The 15,332-nt window shown below is 71.8% G+C and carries 18 protein-coding genes and 2 pseudogenes; 6 read left to right on the top strand and 14 right to left on the bottom strand.

Annotation, left to right across the window (positions count from 1 at the left end):
* Window positions 1-430: 430 nt before the first annotated feature.
* The 6 genes and pseudogenes from tyrS to PV410_RS23555 all read right to left on the bottom strand — a co-directional run.
* Window positions 431-1,696: a tyrosine--tRNA ligase gene (gene tyrS, locus PV410_RS23580; protein ID WP_500327409.1), complete on the bottom strand. Its 1,266-nt coding sequence runs from the start codon at window positions 1,694-1,696 to the stop codon at window positions 431-433.
* 64 nt (window positions 1,697-1,760) lie between these two features.
* Window positions 1,761-2,123, bottom strand: a pseudogene (locus tag PV410_RS23575) (DNA-3-methyladenine glycosylase); the annotation flags it as partial.
* An 18-nt stretch (window positions 2,124-2,141) separates the two neighbouring features.
* The gene (locus PV410_RS23570; protein WP_500327407.1) at window positions 2,142-2,615 is read right to left on the bottom strand and encodes a hypothetical protein; all 474 of its coding nucleotides are present in this window, start codon (window positions 2,613-2,615) and stop codon (window positions 2,142-2,144) included.
* A complete protein-coding gene (locus tag PV410_RS23565; protein WP_500327405.1) occupies window positions 2,612-2,836 on the bottom strand; it encodes a DUF6228 family protein in 225 nt (74 codons plus the stop codon). Before PV410_RS23565 ends, PV410_RS23570 begins: the two co-directional genes overlap by 4 nt.
* Before the next feature lie 108 nt (window positions 2,837-2,944).
* A complete protein-coding gene (locus tag PV410_RS23560; RefSeq protein WP_500327403.1) occupies window positions 2,945-3,556 on the bottom strand; it encodes a DNA-3-methyladenine glycosylase in 612 nt (203 codons plus the stop codon).
* Between the two features lie 14 nt (window positions 3,557-3,570).
* A pseudogene (locus tag PV410_RS23555) lies at window positions 3,571-3,828 on the bottom strand (DNA-3-methyladenine glycosylase); the annotation flags it as partial.
* A gap of 84 nt (window positions 3,829-3,912) precedes the next feature.
* Between PV410_RS23555 and PV410_RS23550 the strand changes: the two are divergent.
* The 3 genes from PV410_RS23550 to PV410_RS23540 all read left to right on the top strand — a co-directional run bounded on the left by PV410_RS23550 (window position 3,913) and on the right by PV410_RS23540 (window position 6,187).
* Window positions 3,913-4,695 (top strand): sporulation protein, encoded by a 783-nt coding sequence (locus PV410_RS23550; RefSeq protein ID WP_499511099.1) that lies wholly within the window; start codon window positions 3,913-3,915, stop codon window positions 4,693-4,695.
* A gap of 46 nt (window positions 4,696-4,741) precedes the next feature.
* Complete coding sequence (locus tag PV410_RS23545; protein WP_500327401.1) at window positions 4,742-5,275, top strand: YbhB/YbcL family Raf kinase inhibitor-like protein; 534 nt, start codon at window positions 4,742-4,744, stop codon at window positions 5,273-5,275.
* Window positions 5,276-5,683: 408 nt separating this feature from the next.
* Window positions 5,684-6,187 carry an HNH endonuclease gene (locus PV410_RS23540; RefSeq protein WP_499511101.1) on the top strand — a complete coding sequence of 168 codons (504 nt, stop codon included), beginning with the start codon at window positions 5,684-5,686 and terminating at the stop codon, window positions 6,185-6,187.
* Between the two features lie 27 nt (window positions 6,188-6,214).
* On the opposite strand, the gene PV410_RS23535 is transcribed toward PV410_RS23540, so the two are convergent.
* The 4 genes from PV410_RS23535 to PV410_RS23520 all read right to left on the bottom strand — a co-directional run bounded on the left by PV410_RS23535 (window position 6,215) and on the right by PV410_RS23520 (window position 9,469).
* Window positions 6,215-6,982, bottom strand: coding sequence for a sulfite exporter TauE/SafE family protein (locus PV410_RS23535; RefSeq protein WP_500327400.1), 768 nt, complete (start codon window positions 6,980-6,982; stop codon window positions 6,215-6,217).
* Between the two features lie 103 nt (window positions 6,983-7,085).
* Entirely contained in the window at window positions 7,086-8,027 is a 942-nt protein-coding gene (locus PV410_RS23530; RefSeq protein WP_500327398.1) for an SPFH domain-containing protein, read from the bottom strand.
* A gap of 128 nt (window positions 8,028-8,155) precedes the next feature.
* The gene (locus tag PV410_RS23525) at window positions 8,156-8,566 is read right to left on the bottom strand and encodes an NfeD family protein (RefSeq protein WP_499516787.1); all 411 of its coding nucleotides are present in this window, start codon (window positions 8,564-8,566) and stop codon (window positions 8,156-8,158) included.
* Window positions 8,567-8,677: 111 nt separating this feature from the next.
* Window positions 8,678-9,469 (bottom strand): ABC transporter ATP-binding protein, encoded by a 792-nt coding sequence (locus PV410_RS23520; protein WP_500327396.1) that lies wholly within the window; start codon window positions 9,467-9,469, stop codon window positions 8,678-8,680.
* Between the two features lie 114 nt (window positions 9,470-9,583).
* Here PV410_RS23520 and PV410_RS23515 point away from each other — a divergent pair, with 114 nt between their 5' ends.
* The gene (locus PV410_RS23515; protein ID WP_500327395.1) at window positions 9,584-10,381 is read left to right on the top strand and encodes an Rv1486c family protein; all 798 of its coding nucleotides are present in this window, start codon (window positions 9,584-9,586) and stop codon (window positions 10,379-10,381) included.
* A 62-nt stretch (window positions 10,382-10,443) separates the two neighbouring features.
* Here the strand turns inward: PV410_RS23515 and PV410_RS23510 are convergent, their stop codons facing one another.
* The 4 genes from PV410_RS23510 to PV410_RS23495 all read right to left on the bottom strand — a co-directional run bounded on the left by PV410_RS23510 (window position 10,444) and on the right by PV410_RS23495 (window position 13,168).
* Complete coding sequence (locus PV410_RS23510) at window positions 10,444-10,683, bottom strand: chaplin (RefSeq protein ID WP_499511106.1); 240 nt, start codon at window positions 10,681-10,683, stop codon at window positions 10,444-10,446.
* Between the two features lie 245 nt (window positions 10,684-10,928).
* Window positions 10,929-11,177, bottom strand: a complete 249-nt coding sequence (locus tag PV410_RS23505; protein WP_018560570.1) for a chaplin — start codon at window positions 11,175-11,177, stop codon at window positions 10,929-10,931.
* Between the two features lie 199 nt (window positions 11,178-11,376).
* Complete coding sequence (locus PV410_RS23500; protein WP_500327393.1) at window positions 11,377-12,021, bottom strand: response regulator; 645 nt, start codon at window positions 12,019-12,021, stop codon at window positions 11,377-11,379.
* The gene (locus tag PV410_RS23495; protein ID WP_500327392.1) at window positions 12,014-13,168 is read right to left on the bottom strand and encodes a GAF domain-containing sensor histidine kinase; all 1,155 of its coding nucleotides are present in this window, start codon (window positions 13,166-13,168) and stop codon (window positions 12,014-12,016) included. The genes PV410_RS23500 and PV410_RS23495 overlap by 8 nt, the downstream gene beginning before the upstream one ends.
* 189 nt (window positions 13,169-13,357) lie before the next feature.
* Between PV410_RS23495 and PV410_RS23490 the strand changes: the two genes are divergently transcribed.
* Window positions 13,358-14,056 (top strand): SDR family oxidoreductase, encoded by a 699-nt coding sequence (locus PV410_RS23490; RefSeq protein ID WP_500327390.1) that lies wholly within the window; start codon window positions 13,358-13,360, stop codon window positions 14,054-14,056.
* Window positions 14,053-15,114 (top strand): S-adenosylmethionine:tRNA ribosyltransferase-isomerase, encoded by a 1,062-nt coding sequence (locus PV410_RS23485; RefSeq protein ID WP_500327389.1) that lies wholly within the window; start codon window positions 14,053-14,055, stop codon window positions 15,112-15,114. Before PV410_RS23490 ends, PV410_RS23485 begins: the two co-directional genes overlap by 4 nt.
* The last annotated feature ends 218 nt before the right edge of the window (window positions 15,115-15,332 follow it).

The raw sequence follows: 15,332 nt of genomic DNA, 5'->3' as shown, positions 1-15,332 counted from the left end.
TATCTGGCGTTGACTTTTGGCACGCTGTTGAGTTCTCAAGGAACGGAAGCTTCCTTCGAGACCGTTTCACCGGCCCCTCCGGGCTTTCCCTTCGTTGTCTCCAGCTTAGCAGATCCGATTTCCTTCTCTGCCACCCTCTGGAGGGGGTTTCGCTTTCGGCGTTTCCGCCTCGGCGACATTCACTACGTTAGCGGATTCCTTCGCGTCATGCGAATTCGTCCCCCACTCGCCGTACGATTCCACGCCAATAGAATTCGAGAGCACGCAAGTGCACCCGAATCTCGGGGTTGTTGTCGTCGTGGTGAGTGACCGCCGATCGGAGGATCCGGACGAACCGGGCGCACCGTCTCAAGCGGCTCGGGCTACGTTACGCACGTGCGGCGGCGGAGTCAAGCTCCGCCGCCGCTCAAACGTGGATAACCAGCCGACGTCAGTCGCCGGCGATCTCGACGGCCGCCAGGCTCTTCTTGCCGCGCCGCAGCACGAGCCAGCGGCCGTGCAGCAGGTCGGCGGCCTCGGGGGTCGCGTCCTCGTCGCCGATCTTGACGTTGTTCACGTACGCGCCGCCCTCCTTGATGGTGCGGCGGGCCGCGGACTTGCTGGCCACGAGGCCGACCTCGGCGAAGAGGTCGGCGACGGAGGCGAGCTCGGCGACCTTGGCGTGCGGCAGTTCGCCGAGCGCCGCGGCGAGGGTCCGCTCGTCGAGTCCGGTGAGTTCGCCCTGGCCGAAAAGTGCCTTGGACGCGGCGATGACCGCGGCGCACTGCCCGGCGCCGTGGACGAGCGTGGTGAGCTCCTCGGCGAGGGCGCGCTGGGCCGCGCGGGCCTGCGGGCGCTCCTCGGTGAGCCGCTCCAGTTCCTCGATCTCCTCCTGCGTCCTGAAGCTGAAGATGCGCAGGAACGTGGAGACGTCGCGGTCGTCGGCGTTCAGCCAGAACTGGTAGAAGGCGTACGGCGTGGTCATCTCGGGGTCGAGCCAGACAGTGCCGGACTCCGTCTTGCCGAACTTCGTGCCGTCGGCCTTGGTGATGAGCGGGGTGGCGAGGGCGTGCACGGAGGTGCCCTCGACGCGCCCGATCAGGTCGATGCCGGCCGTCAGGTTGCCCCACTGGTCGCTGCCGCCGGTCTGCATGGTGCAGCCGTACCGGCGGTGGAGCTCCAGGAAGTCCATGCCCTGCAGGATCTGGTAGCTGAACTCCGTGTAGCTGATGCCTGCCTCGGAGTTGAGCCGGCGGGCGACGGCCTCCTTGGCGATCATCTTGTTGACCCGGAAGTACTTGCCCACGTCGCGCAGGAACTCGATGGCCGACAGGCCCGAGGTCCAGTCGAGGTTGTTGACCATCACGGCGGCGTTCGGGCCCTCGAAGGAGAGGAAGGGCTCGATCTGGGCGCGGATCCGCTCGACCCAGCCGGCGACGACGTCGGCGTCGTTCAGCGTCCGCTCGGCCGTCGGCTTGGGGTCGCCGATCAGGCCGGTGGCGCCGCCGACGAGGGCGAGCGGCCGGTTGCCCGCCAACTGGAGCCGGCGGATGGTGAGGATCTGCACCAGGTTGCCGAGGTGGAGGCTCGGGGCGGTGGGGTCGAAGCCGCAATAGACCGTGACCGGGCCGTCCGCGAACGCCTTGCGCAGTGCGTCCTCGTCGGTGGAAACGGCGATCAGCCCTCGCCACCGCAGCTCGTCGACGATGTCCGTCACGGTTCTCGTGTCTCCTCGGTGTCGGTCGGTGCCTCGTACCTGTTCGTACGGAGTCTTTCCGAGACTACGCGTTCCGCTCGACTCCTTTTGCGCCCCCTGGGGCGCGGCGGCGGGGTGAGTGGGCGCGGTAGGGGCTGACGGTGGGGTCGCCGTCGATCCAGAAGCGCCAGGGGTGGGCGGCGCCGTCGCCGCCGACGCCGGTGCGCGGTCCGGTGCGGACGGCGGCGGGGTCGGGCGGGGTGCCGGTCAGGACGCGGAAGGGCGAGGCGGCGGGGTCGTCGGTGCAGACGTCGGCACCGTTGAGGGCGCGGTCGATGTCGAGGGCGGTGGCGAGGCGGGCGGGGCCCTGGGCTAGGTCGTGGGGGCGTCGTGAGGTGACCCGGCGCCCGCGGGCGAGTTCGGCGCCCTCGATGACGTCGCCGCCGCGGTGTGCGCTGTCCCTGGACTACGTGTCTTGGGGGTGCCGGTGAGTGCGCCAGAGACGTCTGAGGGCTTCGAGTTCGGTTCGGGGGAAGTGCTCACCCCACTTGCCTCGGTAGCCGCTCTCGCCGTCGGTCTGTGCGACCTCGTCGAAGCAGCGGATCACGGCGCGGGCGAGCTGATGGATGCTGAGCCGACTCGACCAGATCTCGGTTCCCTTGTTGTCGTGGTCGCTGCCGTCGCGCAGTTCGAGCACGCGGACCCACGTGTCCTTGCCTTCGCGGTAGAAGATCCACCGGTAGGCGGTCGGCTCGGCCTCGAACTGGGCACGGGTCTCTGTCTCACCGGCGACGAGCCGGGCCACCGCAGTCAGGAGTTCCTCGGGCGCATTGCTGATGTAGGACGCGGTGAGCTCGACTTTCGTCTGGCGATCTTCAAGGGTGCAGTCGGCCCACCCGGATCCCGCCAGCGTCCAGGTGATGCGCATGCCGGATGTCACGACTGCTCCCCGGTGAGGAAGTTCCGGACGTCGGCCGCCAGGGAAGTCATCTGCTCGCCGGCCTCGAGCCAGGTGGTCACCGAGGCGCCCCAGCCGCCAGCGGCCTGTGGCCACGGCCGCAAGGCCCAGGTCAGCCCGACGTAGCCGCCGGATCGGAAGACGGCCGACACCGTCAGGTCTCGGTCGGTGGTCTGCCAGCTCCGTTCGCCGTCCCAAGTCACTCGGCCGGCAAGGAACGCGCCAGGCGCCACGCTGGCGAGCGGTCACACATCTTCGGGCCCAACTCCGCGCCGACCCATCGGCGAACCGCGAGCGAGGCGCACAGCGGCTCAGGCTCCGGCGGACGGCTTGGCTCTCGGGCTCAGTCGGTACGCCGAGACCGTTGGATCCCCCGCGAGGTAGAAGCGGTGCTGCCAGTCGTGGGCTTTGCTCACGCCTACCCGAGGACCAACCCGGATGAGTGCGGCGGGTACCGGCTCGCCCTCGGACAGCGCGACCGTGGCGCCTGTCAGTAGGTCTGTGCCGTTGTGCTCTGCCGTGATGCCGAGCGCCTGGCAGAAGTTCCCCGGGCCTCGCGCGAGACGTGGACTCTCGACCTTGCCCCCTCGCCGCTCGCGGGCCAGGTCTTCCCCTGCGATGACCCTGCCTGCCCGGATGAGGACGGCTGTAGCGATGCCGTCTGCCCCGGTGACGACGTTGGCGCACCAGTGGAGTCCGTGAGACCGGTAGACGTACAGGTGTCCCGCACGTCCGAACATGACGGCATTTCGGGGTGTCCTGCCTCTGTAGGCGTGGGAGGCAGGGTCGGCCGAACCGGAGTACGCCTCGGTCTCCGTGATGGTGATGCTCACGGTTCCCTCGGGGGTCTCGTGGGTGAAGATGGCACCGAGCAGCTTGGGGGCGACTTCTTCAGCGGGGTGAGCAAGATCCATGACGTTCATGCTGACCGCCTTGACATGCCGTAGGTGAAGTAGACGTACGCGTGCCCTGGGGGGCCGAACATGACCGCGTTGCGGTCGGTGCGCCCGCGGTAGGCGTGGGAGCCCGGGTCGACGGGGCCGGCGTAGGCCCCGACCTCGGTCAGCCGGAGCGCCACGGGGCCATCGTCCGTCCTGCGTACGAGGGTCCGCCCCAGGAGGTCGGGGGCCACCTCCAGCACCGGCCGGTCGAAGAAGGACCTGGGGAGCGGGGTGCTTTCAGGAGGGGGGATCATGCGGTACGAGAGTAATGGAACCGTTCGGGGTGGGGCCGCGTTCGTAATGACCGAGGCAACCGCCAGTCAAGGGAGAGGGACATCGTGGGCTTCAAGAAGCTGCTTGCGAGCTTGGGCGCCGGTGGCGCGTCGGTCGAGACGGTGCTCAACGAGCCGAACGTCGTCCCGGGCGGGGTCGTCCAGGGCGAGGTGCGGATCCAGGGCGGCTCGGTGCCGCAGCGGATCGAGGGACTGTCGGTGGGCCTGCAGGCCCGCGTCGAGGTCGAGGGCCAGGACGCGGAGTACAAGCAGGACGTCGAGTTCCACCGGCAGCAGCTGGGCGGGGCGTTCGAGGTGCAGCCGGGTGCGGTGCACGTGGTGCCGTTCGGGCTGGAGATCCCGTGGGAGACCCCGATCACGACCTTCCTGGGGCGTCACCTGACCGGGATGAACGTCGGGGTGACGACGGAGCTGGCGATCGCCCGTGCGGTGGACTCCGGTGACCTCGACCCGATCAACGTGCACCCGGTGCCGGCGCAGCAGGCGATCCTCGACGCGTTCGGCCAGCTGGGCTTCGGCTTCAAGAACGCGGACCTGGAGCGCGGCCACATCCGCGGCACGCGGCAGCGGCTGCCGTTCTACCAGGAGATCGAGTTCTTCGCGCCGCAGCAGTACCGCGGGCTGAACCAGGTGGAGCTGAGCTTCGTCGCCGACGGCCACGAGATGGACGTCATCCTGGAGATGGACAAGAAGCCGGGCCTGTTCAGCGAGGGCAGCGACGCCTTCCGCTCCTTCACCGTGGACCTGAACAACTTCCACGCGACCGACTGGGCGGGTTACCTCAACCAGTGGCTGGCCGAGGTCGGCGGGAAGCGCAACTGGTTCTAGGATCGGCGGGCGGAAGCGCGTTTCGCGATCAGCAGGAGGTACCGAGGTGACCGAGCAGAAGCGGCGGCCGCTCCCCCACGATTTCCATCCCCAGGTGCCGTCGTTCACGGTGGTGAGCGACGACATCGAGCCGGGCGGCACGCTGAAGGACTCCCAGGTCTACGCCAAGGGCAACGTCTCGCCACACCTGCGGTGGGAGGGGTTCCCCGAGGGGACCGGGAGCTTCGCCGTCACGTGCTACGACCCCGACGCGCCCACGGGCAGCGGTTTCTGGCACTGGGTGCTCTTCGACATCCCGGTGTCGGTGACGGAGCTGCCCGCGGGTGCCGGCAGTGACGGCTTCAAGGGGCTGCCCGAGGGTGCGGTGCACGTGCGCAACGACTACGGGAGCAAGGACTTCGGCGGCGCCGCGCCGCCGCCCGGGGACGGACCGCACCGTTACGTGTTCACCGTATACGCGGTGGACCAGGAGAAGCTGGGGCCGGACGGGGACGTGTCTCCCGCCGTCGTCGGCTTCAACCTGCGGTTCCACGCGATCGCGCGCGCCAACCTGATCGGCGAGTACGAGAACCCGCAGTAGTCGTGGCGCCCCCGGCCGAGGGCCGGGGGTCCCAAATTCCGTTGCGCCCCGGCGCTCCCGCATCGCACTGTGGTGTCTGCCTGGTGACCTGACCGTCACCGGGGGTCGGCACCGCAGTGGCGGGGGCGGCGGGGCGTTGCGCTGTGCGGCTCTCGCCGCGCGACCTGCCTGCCGTCCGCCGGAGCCCGGTCATGCGCCCGGGCGTCCACGCCGATCGCCGCGCTCCGGGCGCCCCGGACCCCACGGGGGCGGGCGCCCGGAGTGGCCGGCGGCCGGGGCCGCCGTTTCGTTCCCCGTTTCCTCCTGTTCGCTTTCACGTGCGGAAATTGCGTTGTCCGCGCGGGTATAGCCCGGTCACAGTGGAGCCACCTCGCCGCGGGGCGGGGATGGACCCGAGGGGTGGGCGACGTGCGTGAGACGCTGGTGCTGAACGCGAGCTTCGAGCCGCTGTCGACCGTGTCGCTGCGGCGTGCGGTGGTGCTGGTCATGCAGGACAAGGCCGTGGTCGAGCAGGCTCATCCCGGGCTGCGGATCCGCGCGGCGGCGGTGGAGGTACCCGTACCGCAGGTGATCAGGCTCTGCAGGTACGTGAGGGTGCCCTTCCGACAACGGGCGGCGTGGTCGCGGCGGGGTGTGCTGGTCAGGGACCGGCACCGGTGCGCGTACTGCGGCCGGAGGGCGACGACCGTGGACCACGTGCAGCCGCGGTCGCGCGGTGGTGGGGACACCTGGCTGAACACCGTGGCGTCGTGCGCGGAGGACAACCACCGCAAGGCGGACCGTACGCCGGAGCAGGCGGGGATGCGGCTGCTGACCCAGCCGTTCGAGCCGACCCCGGCGGACGCGCTGCTGCTGGCCCTGGGTCTGAAGGACCGTGAGGACGCCCCCGGCTGGCTCGCGCTGCCGGCCTGAGTCCTGAGCCCCGAGGCGGTCGCCCGGCTACTTCAGCAGGAGCTGGGCGATCGCCACGAGGCCCACGACGACGATGACGCCGCGCAGGGCGACGGGCGGCAGGCGGCGGCCGATGCGGGCGCCGAGGACGCCGCCGAGCGCCGCCCCGACGGCGATGAGCGCGACGGCGGTCCAGTCGAAGTCGGCGACGAAGAGGAAGAACGCCGCGGCGACGCCGTTGACGATCAGCGCGAGGACGTTCTTCACGGCGTTGATCCGCTGCCAGGACTCCTCGAGGAGGACGCCCATCAGGGAGAGGTAGATGACTCCCTGGGCGGCGCCGAAGTAGCCGCCGTACATGCTGGCGAGGAGGAGGCCGCCGAGGAGGAGCGGGCCGCCGTGCTCGGGGGCGTGCGTGCCGTTGCCGGCCCGGCGGGCCTGGAGCACGCGGGAGAGCCGGGGCTGGACGACGACGAGGACGAGGGCCACCGCGATCAGGATCGGCACGATGGTGTCGAAGGCCTGGGAGGGCAGCGCCAGCAGCAGGACGGCCCCGGTGAGTCCGCCGACGAGGGCGGCGGCGCCGAGCCGCAGCAGGCGGTCGCGCTGTCCGGCGAGTTCGCGCCGGTAGCCGATGGCACCGCTGAGGGAACCGGGGACGAGGCCGAGGGTGTTGGACACGTTGGCGGTGACGGGCGGCAGGCCGACGGCGAGCAGGACGGGGAAGGTGATGAGCGTGCCGGAGCCGACGACGGTGTTGATGGTGCCGGCCCCGATTCCGGCCGCGAACACGGCCAGGGCTTCCCAGTAGGTCATAGGCGTCTCCATGGTCGGTGCGGCTCCCCTCCCCCCGACGGGACCGGGGGGAGCCGGAGCGCACGGATCATGTCATACGCGTTCGCGGCGGCGGCCGCACTGCTCAGTCCTTGTCGAGCCGGGGGGTCTCGCGACGGGTGCCGCCCTCGCCGTTGCCCGGGCCGCTGCCGGGGGCGCCGGGGAGGTTGACGATGCCGCCGAGGCCCTTGAGGGCGTCGTTGAGTTCGCTGGGGATGATCCAGAGCTTGTTGGACTCGCCCTCGGCGATCTTGGGGAGCATCTGCAGGTACTGGTAGGCGAGGAGCTTCTGGTCGGGGTCGCCCTCGTGGATGGACTCGAAGACCGTGCGGATGGCCTGGGCCTCGCCCTCGGCCTTGAGGGCGGCGGCCTTGGCCTCGCCCTCGGCGCGCAGGATCGCGGACTGCTTCTCGCCCTCGGCGGTGAGGATCTGGGACTGCCGGATGCCCTCGGCGGTGAGGATGGCGGCGCGCTTGTCGCGGTCGGCGCGCATCTGCTTCTCCATCGAGTCCTGGATGGAGGTGGGCGGCTCGATGGCCTTGAGTTCGACGCGGTTGACGCGGATGCCCCACTTGCCGGTGGCCTCGTCGAGGACGCCGCGCAGTGCAGCGTTGATCTCCTCGCGGGAGGTCAGGGTCCGCTCCAGGTCCATGCCGCCGATGATGTTGCGGAGCGTGGTGACGGTGAGCTGCTCGATCGCCTGGATGTAGCTGGCGACCTCGTAGGTGGCCGCCCGCGCGTCGGTGACCTGGTAGTAGATGACCGTGTCGATGTTGACGACCAGGTTGTCCTGGGTGATCACCGGCTGCGGCGGGAACGGCACGACCTGCTCGCGCAGGTCGATGCGGTTGCGGATGGTGTCGATGAACGGCACCACGATGTTGAGGCCCGCGCTCAGGGTCCTGGTGTAGCGACCGAAGCGTTCGACGATCGCCGCGCTGGCCTGCGGGATGACCTGGACCGTCTTGATGAGCGCGATGAAGACGAGCACCACCAGGATGATCAGGACGATGATGATCGGCTGCACGTCCACTCCCACGCCGATTGCCTGTGGCTACCTGTACGAAGACATGATCAAGTCTGGCAGACCCCGCGGGGAGGCGGGCCGGGTTCGGCGAATTCCCGTGCCGTCTCGGGGTGCGGGGGCGGGCAGGATCACATCACGACGGCCGTCGCGCCCTCGATCTCGACGACGTCCACGCTCTCACCGGGCTCGAAGGCCCGTCCCGTCTCGAGGGAACGGGCCGACCAGACCTCCCCGTTGAGCTTGATCCGGCCGCCGTGCCCGTCGACCCGTTCCAGGACGACGGCCTGGCGGCCCTTGAGCGCGTCGATGCCGCTGCGCAGCTCCGGGCGTTGCGAGCGGCTCCGGTTGGCCAGCGGGCGTACGACGGCGATGCCCGCGACCGAGACGATGACGAAGATCAGTACCTGCGGAGTGATACCCAGGCCGAGGCCTGCCGCGATCGCGGCGGCGACGGCTCCGACCGCGAACATCCCGAACTCGGGCATCGCGGTCACCACGAGCGGAATACCCAGCCCCACGGCGGCGATCAGCCACCACAACCAGTCGTCCACAGGCCCATCGTAGGGGTCCGCAGTGGATCTGTGACAGGGTGCGACGGCTCTCCCAAAGGCTTTCGGCGCGGGGCTTCGTGCGCGGGGGGCCTCAGGGGGTCACTTCAGGGGCAGCCCGTTGGCCGTCCAGCGGTCGCCGCGGCGCTCGACGACGAGCGGGAGGCCGAAGCACAGGGAGAGGTTGCGGGAGCTGAGTTCGGTCTCCATGGGACCGGCGGCGACGACCTTGCCCTGACGGATCATCAGGACGTGGGTGAAGCCCGGGGCGATCTCCTCGACGTGGTGGGTGACCATGACCATGGAGGGCGCGATCGGGTCGCGGGCGAGCCGGCCGAGACGGCGGACGAGGTCCTCGCGGCCGCCGAGGTCGAGGCCGGCGGCGGGCTCGTCGAGCAGCAGGAGCTCGGGGTCGGTCATCATGGCGCGCGCGATGAGGGTGCGCTTGCGCTCGCCCTCGGAGAGGGTGCCGAACTTGCGGTCGAGGTAGTCGCTCATGCCGAGCCGGTCCAGGAAGGCGCGGGCGCGGTCCTCGTCGACCTGCTCGTAGCTCTCCTGCCAGTGCGCGGTCATGCCGTACGCGGCGGTGAGCACGGTCTCCAGGACGGTCTGCCTGCGCGGCAGCTTCTCGGCCAGGGCGACGCCCGCGATGCCGATGCGGGGGCGCAGTTCGAAGACGTCGACGCCGCCCATCTTCTCGCCGAGGATCTGGACGGTGCCGGAGGTCGGGAAGAGGTAGCTGGAGGCGATGTTCAGCAGGGTCGTCTTGCCGGCGCCGTTGGGACCGAGGATGACCCAGCGCTCGCCCTCGGCGACCGACCAGGAGACCTGGTCCACCAGAGCCCGGCCGTCTCGGACCACGGATACGTCCACCAGCTCCAGAACATCGCTCATGAGCGTGTTGTCTCCCACTTCCCGATCGCATGTCTGCCGTTGCGAGCACCTGTAGGCGCCGCCCCCAGGAAATCTACGCCACGCCCGGGCCGCCCCAGTCCTTAGGCTGGGGGGATGCTCGACGAACCTCGCTCAGGACGGCTGGCGGCTTGGGGAAATGCCCTGATTGCCGGACTTGCCGCGCCGGATGACGCCGCTCAGGAAGTGATCGCCGACGATTCGGTCCACCGGATCTCGGGCCTCCCCGGGGAGGCCGGCCCGGTGGGGCTGACGCTGGGGCTGGGGCGGCTGCGCGCGCTCGGCGTGTCCGGGCTGCGGATAGCGCTCCCGGTGCCCGGGCACCCGCTCGGGCTCAGCGGGCCGCCGGAGTTCAACGCGCGGGCGCTGGCGGCGGGCGAAGCGGTCATCACCGTCGGCGGACCGGCCATCGGCCTGGTGCCGGAGGTCACGGAGGCGGGCCCGCAGGGCGACGTGCACGTGTCGGTCGAGTGGCAGTGCCTGCAGGTGCGGGACGCTCCGCCGGCGGACGTGCCCTCGCTGGGCGAGGCGGAACGGGAGCTCGCGGAGGCGCTGCGGGACGCCACGGAGGCGCTGGCGCGGCTGGACGTGGCCGGCGCGGGCCCGGCGGCACAGGCGGCTCTGGAGGCGTACCGGGCGCGGGCGGCGCGCGGCCGCGAGGTGCTCGCGCCGGGGTATCCGCCGCGGGCGGTACGGGTGCTGGAACTGGCCCAGCGGGTGGGCACGCTGGTCGGGATCGCGACCGGGGCCCGGTCCGGGCACGGGGCGGCCGTCAGCGCCTCGGAGATCGCCGCCCGCGCGGAGCTGCTGCGGCCGGTGGAGCGTACGGCGCGGCGGGCGCAGGTGGCGGCGTACAACGCGTACGTCGAGGAGGCCGAGCGACGCCGGGGCTGAGGCCGGCCGGGAACGGTGGAAGGCCCCGCGGACGACGCTGTCCGCGGGGCCTTCAGGGCACGTCAGTGGTTGAAGCAGACGTTGCCGATCGCGGGGTTCAGGATGCCGACCGCGTCGATGGTGTTGCCGCAGAGGTTGATCGGGATGTTCACCGGAACCTGGATCACGTTGCCGGAGAGCACACCGGGCGAGCCGGCGGCCACGGCACCCGCGTGGGATTCGGCGAGCGCGGTACCGGCCGAACCGGCGGCGGCCGCACCGGCGGCGGCGATGATCAGGGCGGCCTTCTTGGCGCTGTTCATGAAACTGTTCCTCCTGTGATGGCACGGCCCGGTTCGAGGAGCCGCACTGTGAGGAACGCGGAGCCCGGGGCGTTGACACGGGGAGGGCACCGGAAACCTCCGTACGGCGGAATCTGCGTGTCGCACCGGCGTGTGCGCGCGGCGTACGCGCGGACGCCTTGAGCCGCACCAACGGACCGGCCCCGGGGCGGCGGAGCGCTCCGGGGCCGGTGGTCACGGCCGTGCCGTGGGGTTGACGTCCTGGGTCAGCGGTTGACGCAGACGTTCCCGATGGCCGGGTTGAGCAGACCGATGACGCTGATGGTGTTGCCGCAGACGTTCACCGGAACGTGCACCGGCACCTGGATCACGTTGCCGGAGACCACGCCGGGGCTGTTCTTCGCGCCACCGTGGGCCTGGGCGCCACCGCTGTGGGCGGAGGCGGCACCCGCGCCGACCATGGCGAGGCTCCCGGCGACCATGGCAACGGCGGCGGCCTTGTGCAGGTTCTTCACGTTCTTGACCCTCCTTGCATGGGTGCCGCGGCAGGCGCCGCAGCACGCCATGGAGAACGGCCCACGCCCGGCCAGGTTGCGCCATCCGGGGGACATACACCCGACGGTATGAATCTCACTCCGGATGGCGACGATCCGCTTGTCCTACCGCTACGTGCCCCGGCTTCCGTGGCGTCGGACGCCCCTCGGGTGCGCCGGATCAGCCGCCGATCCCGTGCCGCACCGCCCACAGGGCGGCCTGGGTGCGGTCGGAGAGGTCCAGCTTCATCAGGATGTTCGACACGTGGGTCTTGACGGTCTTCTCCGACAGCACCAGGGCGCGGGCGATCTCCCGGTTGGAGCGGCCCTCCGCGATCAACGACAGCACCTCGCGCTCCCGGTCGGTGAGGGTGCCCCCGCGGCCCTGACCGGGACCGGTGTCCTCCTGGGAGAGCAGGGCGTCGGCGACCTCCGACTGCAGCAGCACGTGGCCGGCGTGGACCGAGCGGATGGCGCCGGCCAGCGCGTCCGGGTCCACGTCCTTGTAGACGTAGCCGGCCGCGCCCGCGCGCAGCGCCGGGACGACGGTGCGCTGCTCGGTGAAGCTGGTGACGACCAGGACGCGGGCCTTGCTGCCGCTGTCGCGCAGCAGGCGCAGGGCCTCGATGCCGTCCACGCCCGGCATCCGGACGTCCATCAGGATCACGTCGGGCGCGAGTTCCCCGGCGCGCTGCACGCCCTCCTCGCCGTCCCCGGCCTCGCCCACCACCTCGATGTCGGGCTGCACCTCCAGGAAGGTCCGCAGGCCGCGCCGGACCACCTGGTGGTCGTCGACCAGCAGGACGCGAATGGGGCCGTCAGCCACCGGGCACCTCCATCTCGATCACGGTGCCCCTGCCGGGCGCCGAGTCCACCGTCAGTCCGCCGCCCACCCCGTCGGCCCGGTCCCGCATGGAGACCAGGCCCAGGTGGCGGCCGGCCCGGCGCACCGCGGACGGGTCGAAGCCCCGCCCGTCGTCCCGCACCGTGAGCACCGCTCCCCTGCCCCGGCCCTCCAGTCGCACGGTCACCGAGGCGGCGTCCGCGTGGCGCAGCGCGTTGTGCAGGGCCTCCTGGGCGACCCGCAGCAGCGCTTCCTCCTGGGCGGCGGGCAGGGCGCGGACCTGGCGGTGGCTGAAGGAGATCCGCGACGAGTGCGCCCGGTCCAGGACGTCGACCTGCGTGCGCAAGGTGGCCAGCAGGCCGTCCTCGTCCAGGGCGGCGGGGCGCAGCTCTACCACGACCGCGCGCAGTTCGTCGGCGGCCTCGGCGGCGAGCGTGGCGACCTGCCGCAACTCCTCGCGGGCGCGCTCCGGGTCGCGGGACACCAGGGCGGAGGCGGCCTGTGCGGTCAGCCGCAGCGAGAACAGCTTCTGCGAGACGGCGTCGTGCAGTTCGTGGGCGATGCGGGCCCGCTCCCCGGCGAGCGTCAGCTCGCGGCTGCGCTCGTACAGGCGGGCGTTGGTGAGGGCGATCGCGGCGTGCGCGGCCAGGGTGCGCAGCAGCTCCTCGTCCTCCTCGGTGAAGCCGCGGCCGTCCTCCGGCGGGCGGGTGGCGCAGCGCTTGTTGGCGAGGAAGAGGGCGCCCAGGATCTCGTCGCCGTCGACCACCGGCATGCCGAGGAAGTCGGACATGTCGGGGTGGGCGGACGGCCAGCCTCCGAAGCGGGGGTCGCCCTTCACGTCCCGCAGGCGCTGCGGGGTGGCCTCGTGGAGCATCGCGGCGAGGATGCCGTGCTGCCGGGGCAGCGGGCCGATCGCCTTCCATTGCTCGTCGCTGACGCCGTCCACGACGAACTGGGCGAAGCCGCCGTGGTCGTCCGGCACGCCCAGCGCCGCGTACTCGGCGTCGAGCAGTTCGCGGGCGGACGAGACGATGGTCTGCAGGACCTCGCGCACTTCCAGGTGCCGGCTCATCGCGAGGACGGCCGCGCTCACCGCCTCGATGCCGCGTCGGGACGATCGGCTGGACATGACCTCACCGTACCGGCGGGTCGCGGCCGGTGGGATCGGCCTGGTGACCGAGCGCCACCGGTCCGTGGACCTAGGGCGAAGTTCCCTGCCCCGGTGCTGCGGGCGGCCGAGGTGGCCGGGACGGGGCCGTTCCTACGGTGGGGGGCAGCCGCCGGGCGACGGACCGGGCGGCCGGTGGGAGGACACGTCATGCCGGTGGCAATCATCACGGGAGCGTCGCGGGGGCTGGGACGGGCCCTCGCCGGAGCGCTCGCGGAGCGGGGCTGGGACCTGGTGATCGACGCGCGGTCCGACGAGGCGCTGAAGCGGGCGGAGGGGGAGCTGGCGGGCCGGACGCGGGTGGCCGCGCTGCCGGGCGACGTCACCGACCCGCGGCACCGGGTGGAACTGGTCTCGGCGGCCTGGGATTTCGGCGGGCTCGACCTGCTGGTGAACAACGCGAGCGCACTGGGCGCCGAGCCGCTGCGGCCGTTGTCCGAGCAGCCGCTGGAGGGGTTGCGGGCGGCGCTGGAGACCAATGTGGTGGCCGCGCTGGGCCTCGTGCAGGAGGGGCTGCCGCTGCTGCGCCGGCGGCGAGGGGCGGTGCTCAACATCAGCTCGGACGCCGCCGTCGAGGCGTACCCCACGTGGGGAGGGTACGGCGCGAGCAAGGCGGCGCTTGAGCAGCTGTCGGCGGTGCTGGCGGTGGAGGAGCCGGAGCTGCGGGTGTGGTGGCTGGACCCGGGCGACATGAGGACCGAGCTCTACGCGGCGGCGGTGCCCGACGATCCGGACGCGGACGGGCGCCCGGCCCCCGAGTCGGTGGTGCCGGCCGTGCTCGGGCTGCTCGACACGGGCGCGGCCGGTGGCCGCTACACGGCCCCGGCGCTGCTGGAGGCCGGGCGGTGACCGCGCTGGGCGCGCTGAGGGTGCCGGAGGAGCTGGCGGCGCGGGTCCCGGTGGAGCAGCGTGCCGACGGGGCGTCGGGCCGCGACGGGGTGCGGATGCTGGTGGGCAGGCGGGCCCGGGGCGAGGTCGCGCACCACGCCTTCGGTGACCTGCCGGGGCTGCTGCGGGCCGGGGACGTACTGGTGGTGAACACCTCGCGGACCCTGCCGGCGGCGGTGGACGCGGCGCTCGGGGAGTCCCCGGTGGTGGTGCACTTCTCGGGGCTGCTGGACGACGGGCGCTGGGTGGTGGAGTTGCGCACGCCCGACGGACGGGGCACGACCCGGCCGCGGACGGGCGGCCCGGCGGGGGTGGCGGTGGCGCTGCCCGAGGGTGAGCGGCTGATGCTGCAGGAGCCGCTGAGCCCCTGCGGGGAGCGGCTGTGGGTGGCGCGGGCGTCGGTGGCGGACGCGATGGCGTTCCTGCACCGGCAGGGGCGGCCGATCCGGTACGCGTACACCCGGCGGGACCAGCCGCTGGCGGCGTACCAGACGGTGTTCTCGGTCCCGTCGGCCGACGGCCTCGGCTCGGCGGAGATGCCGAGCGCGGCGCGCCCCTTCACGGCCGGGCTGGTCACGGCGCTGGTGAGCCGGGGCGTGCAGATCGCTCCGGTGGTGCTGCACACCGGGGTGTCCTCGGGCGAGGCGCACGAGCCGCCCTACCCGGAGCGCTTCTCGGTGCCGGAGAGCACCGCCTGGCTGGTGAACGCCGCCCGGGCGGGCGGCGGCCGGGTGGTGGCGGTGGGCACCACCGCGGTGCGCGCCCTGGAGACGGCGGCCGACGGGCGGGGGCGGGTCGCGGCGGCGGCGGGCGGCTGGACGGACCTGGTGGTCACCCCGGAGCGGGGCGTACGGGCGGTGGACGGCCTCCTCACCGGGCTGCACGACCCCGCGGCGTCGCATCTGCTGATGCTGGAGGCGGTGGCCGGGCGCGAGCTGCTGGAACGGGTCTACGCCGCTGCGGTGGGGGCCGGTTACCTCTGGCACGAGTTCGGGGACGTGAACCTGTTGCTGCCCTGACGGCCCCGCCCGGTGCACCCGCAGTCGCCCCGCGGTCGCGGTGCGCGACGCGCCTGTGAGGCGGCACATAGGGCGTACGTCACGTACGAGGACGCCTAGTAGGAGGCGGGGCGGCCGGATCGGCCGGAAGTGCGGGATGTGCCTACCCGGTCGGTCCGGCCGCTACGACTTCGGGTAGTAATGGACGGGTTTGGTCGGGGAATTTCCCGGGGCTAAGA

It is taken from the genome of Streptomyces sp. PA03-5A (genome assembly GCF_033792725.1).
Taxonomy (GTDB): domain Bacteria; phylum Actinomycetota; class Actinomycetes; order Streptomycetales; family Streptomycetaceae; genus Actinacidiphila.
This window is presented reverse-complemented; position numbering and strand designations above follow the sequence as displayed.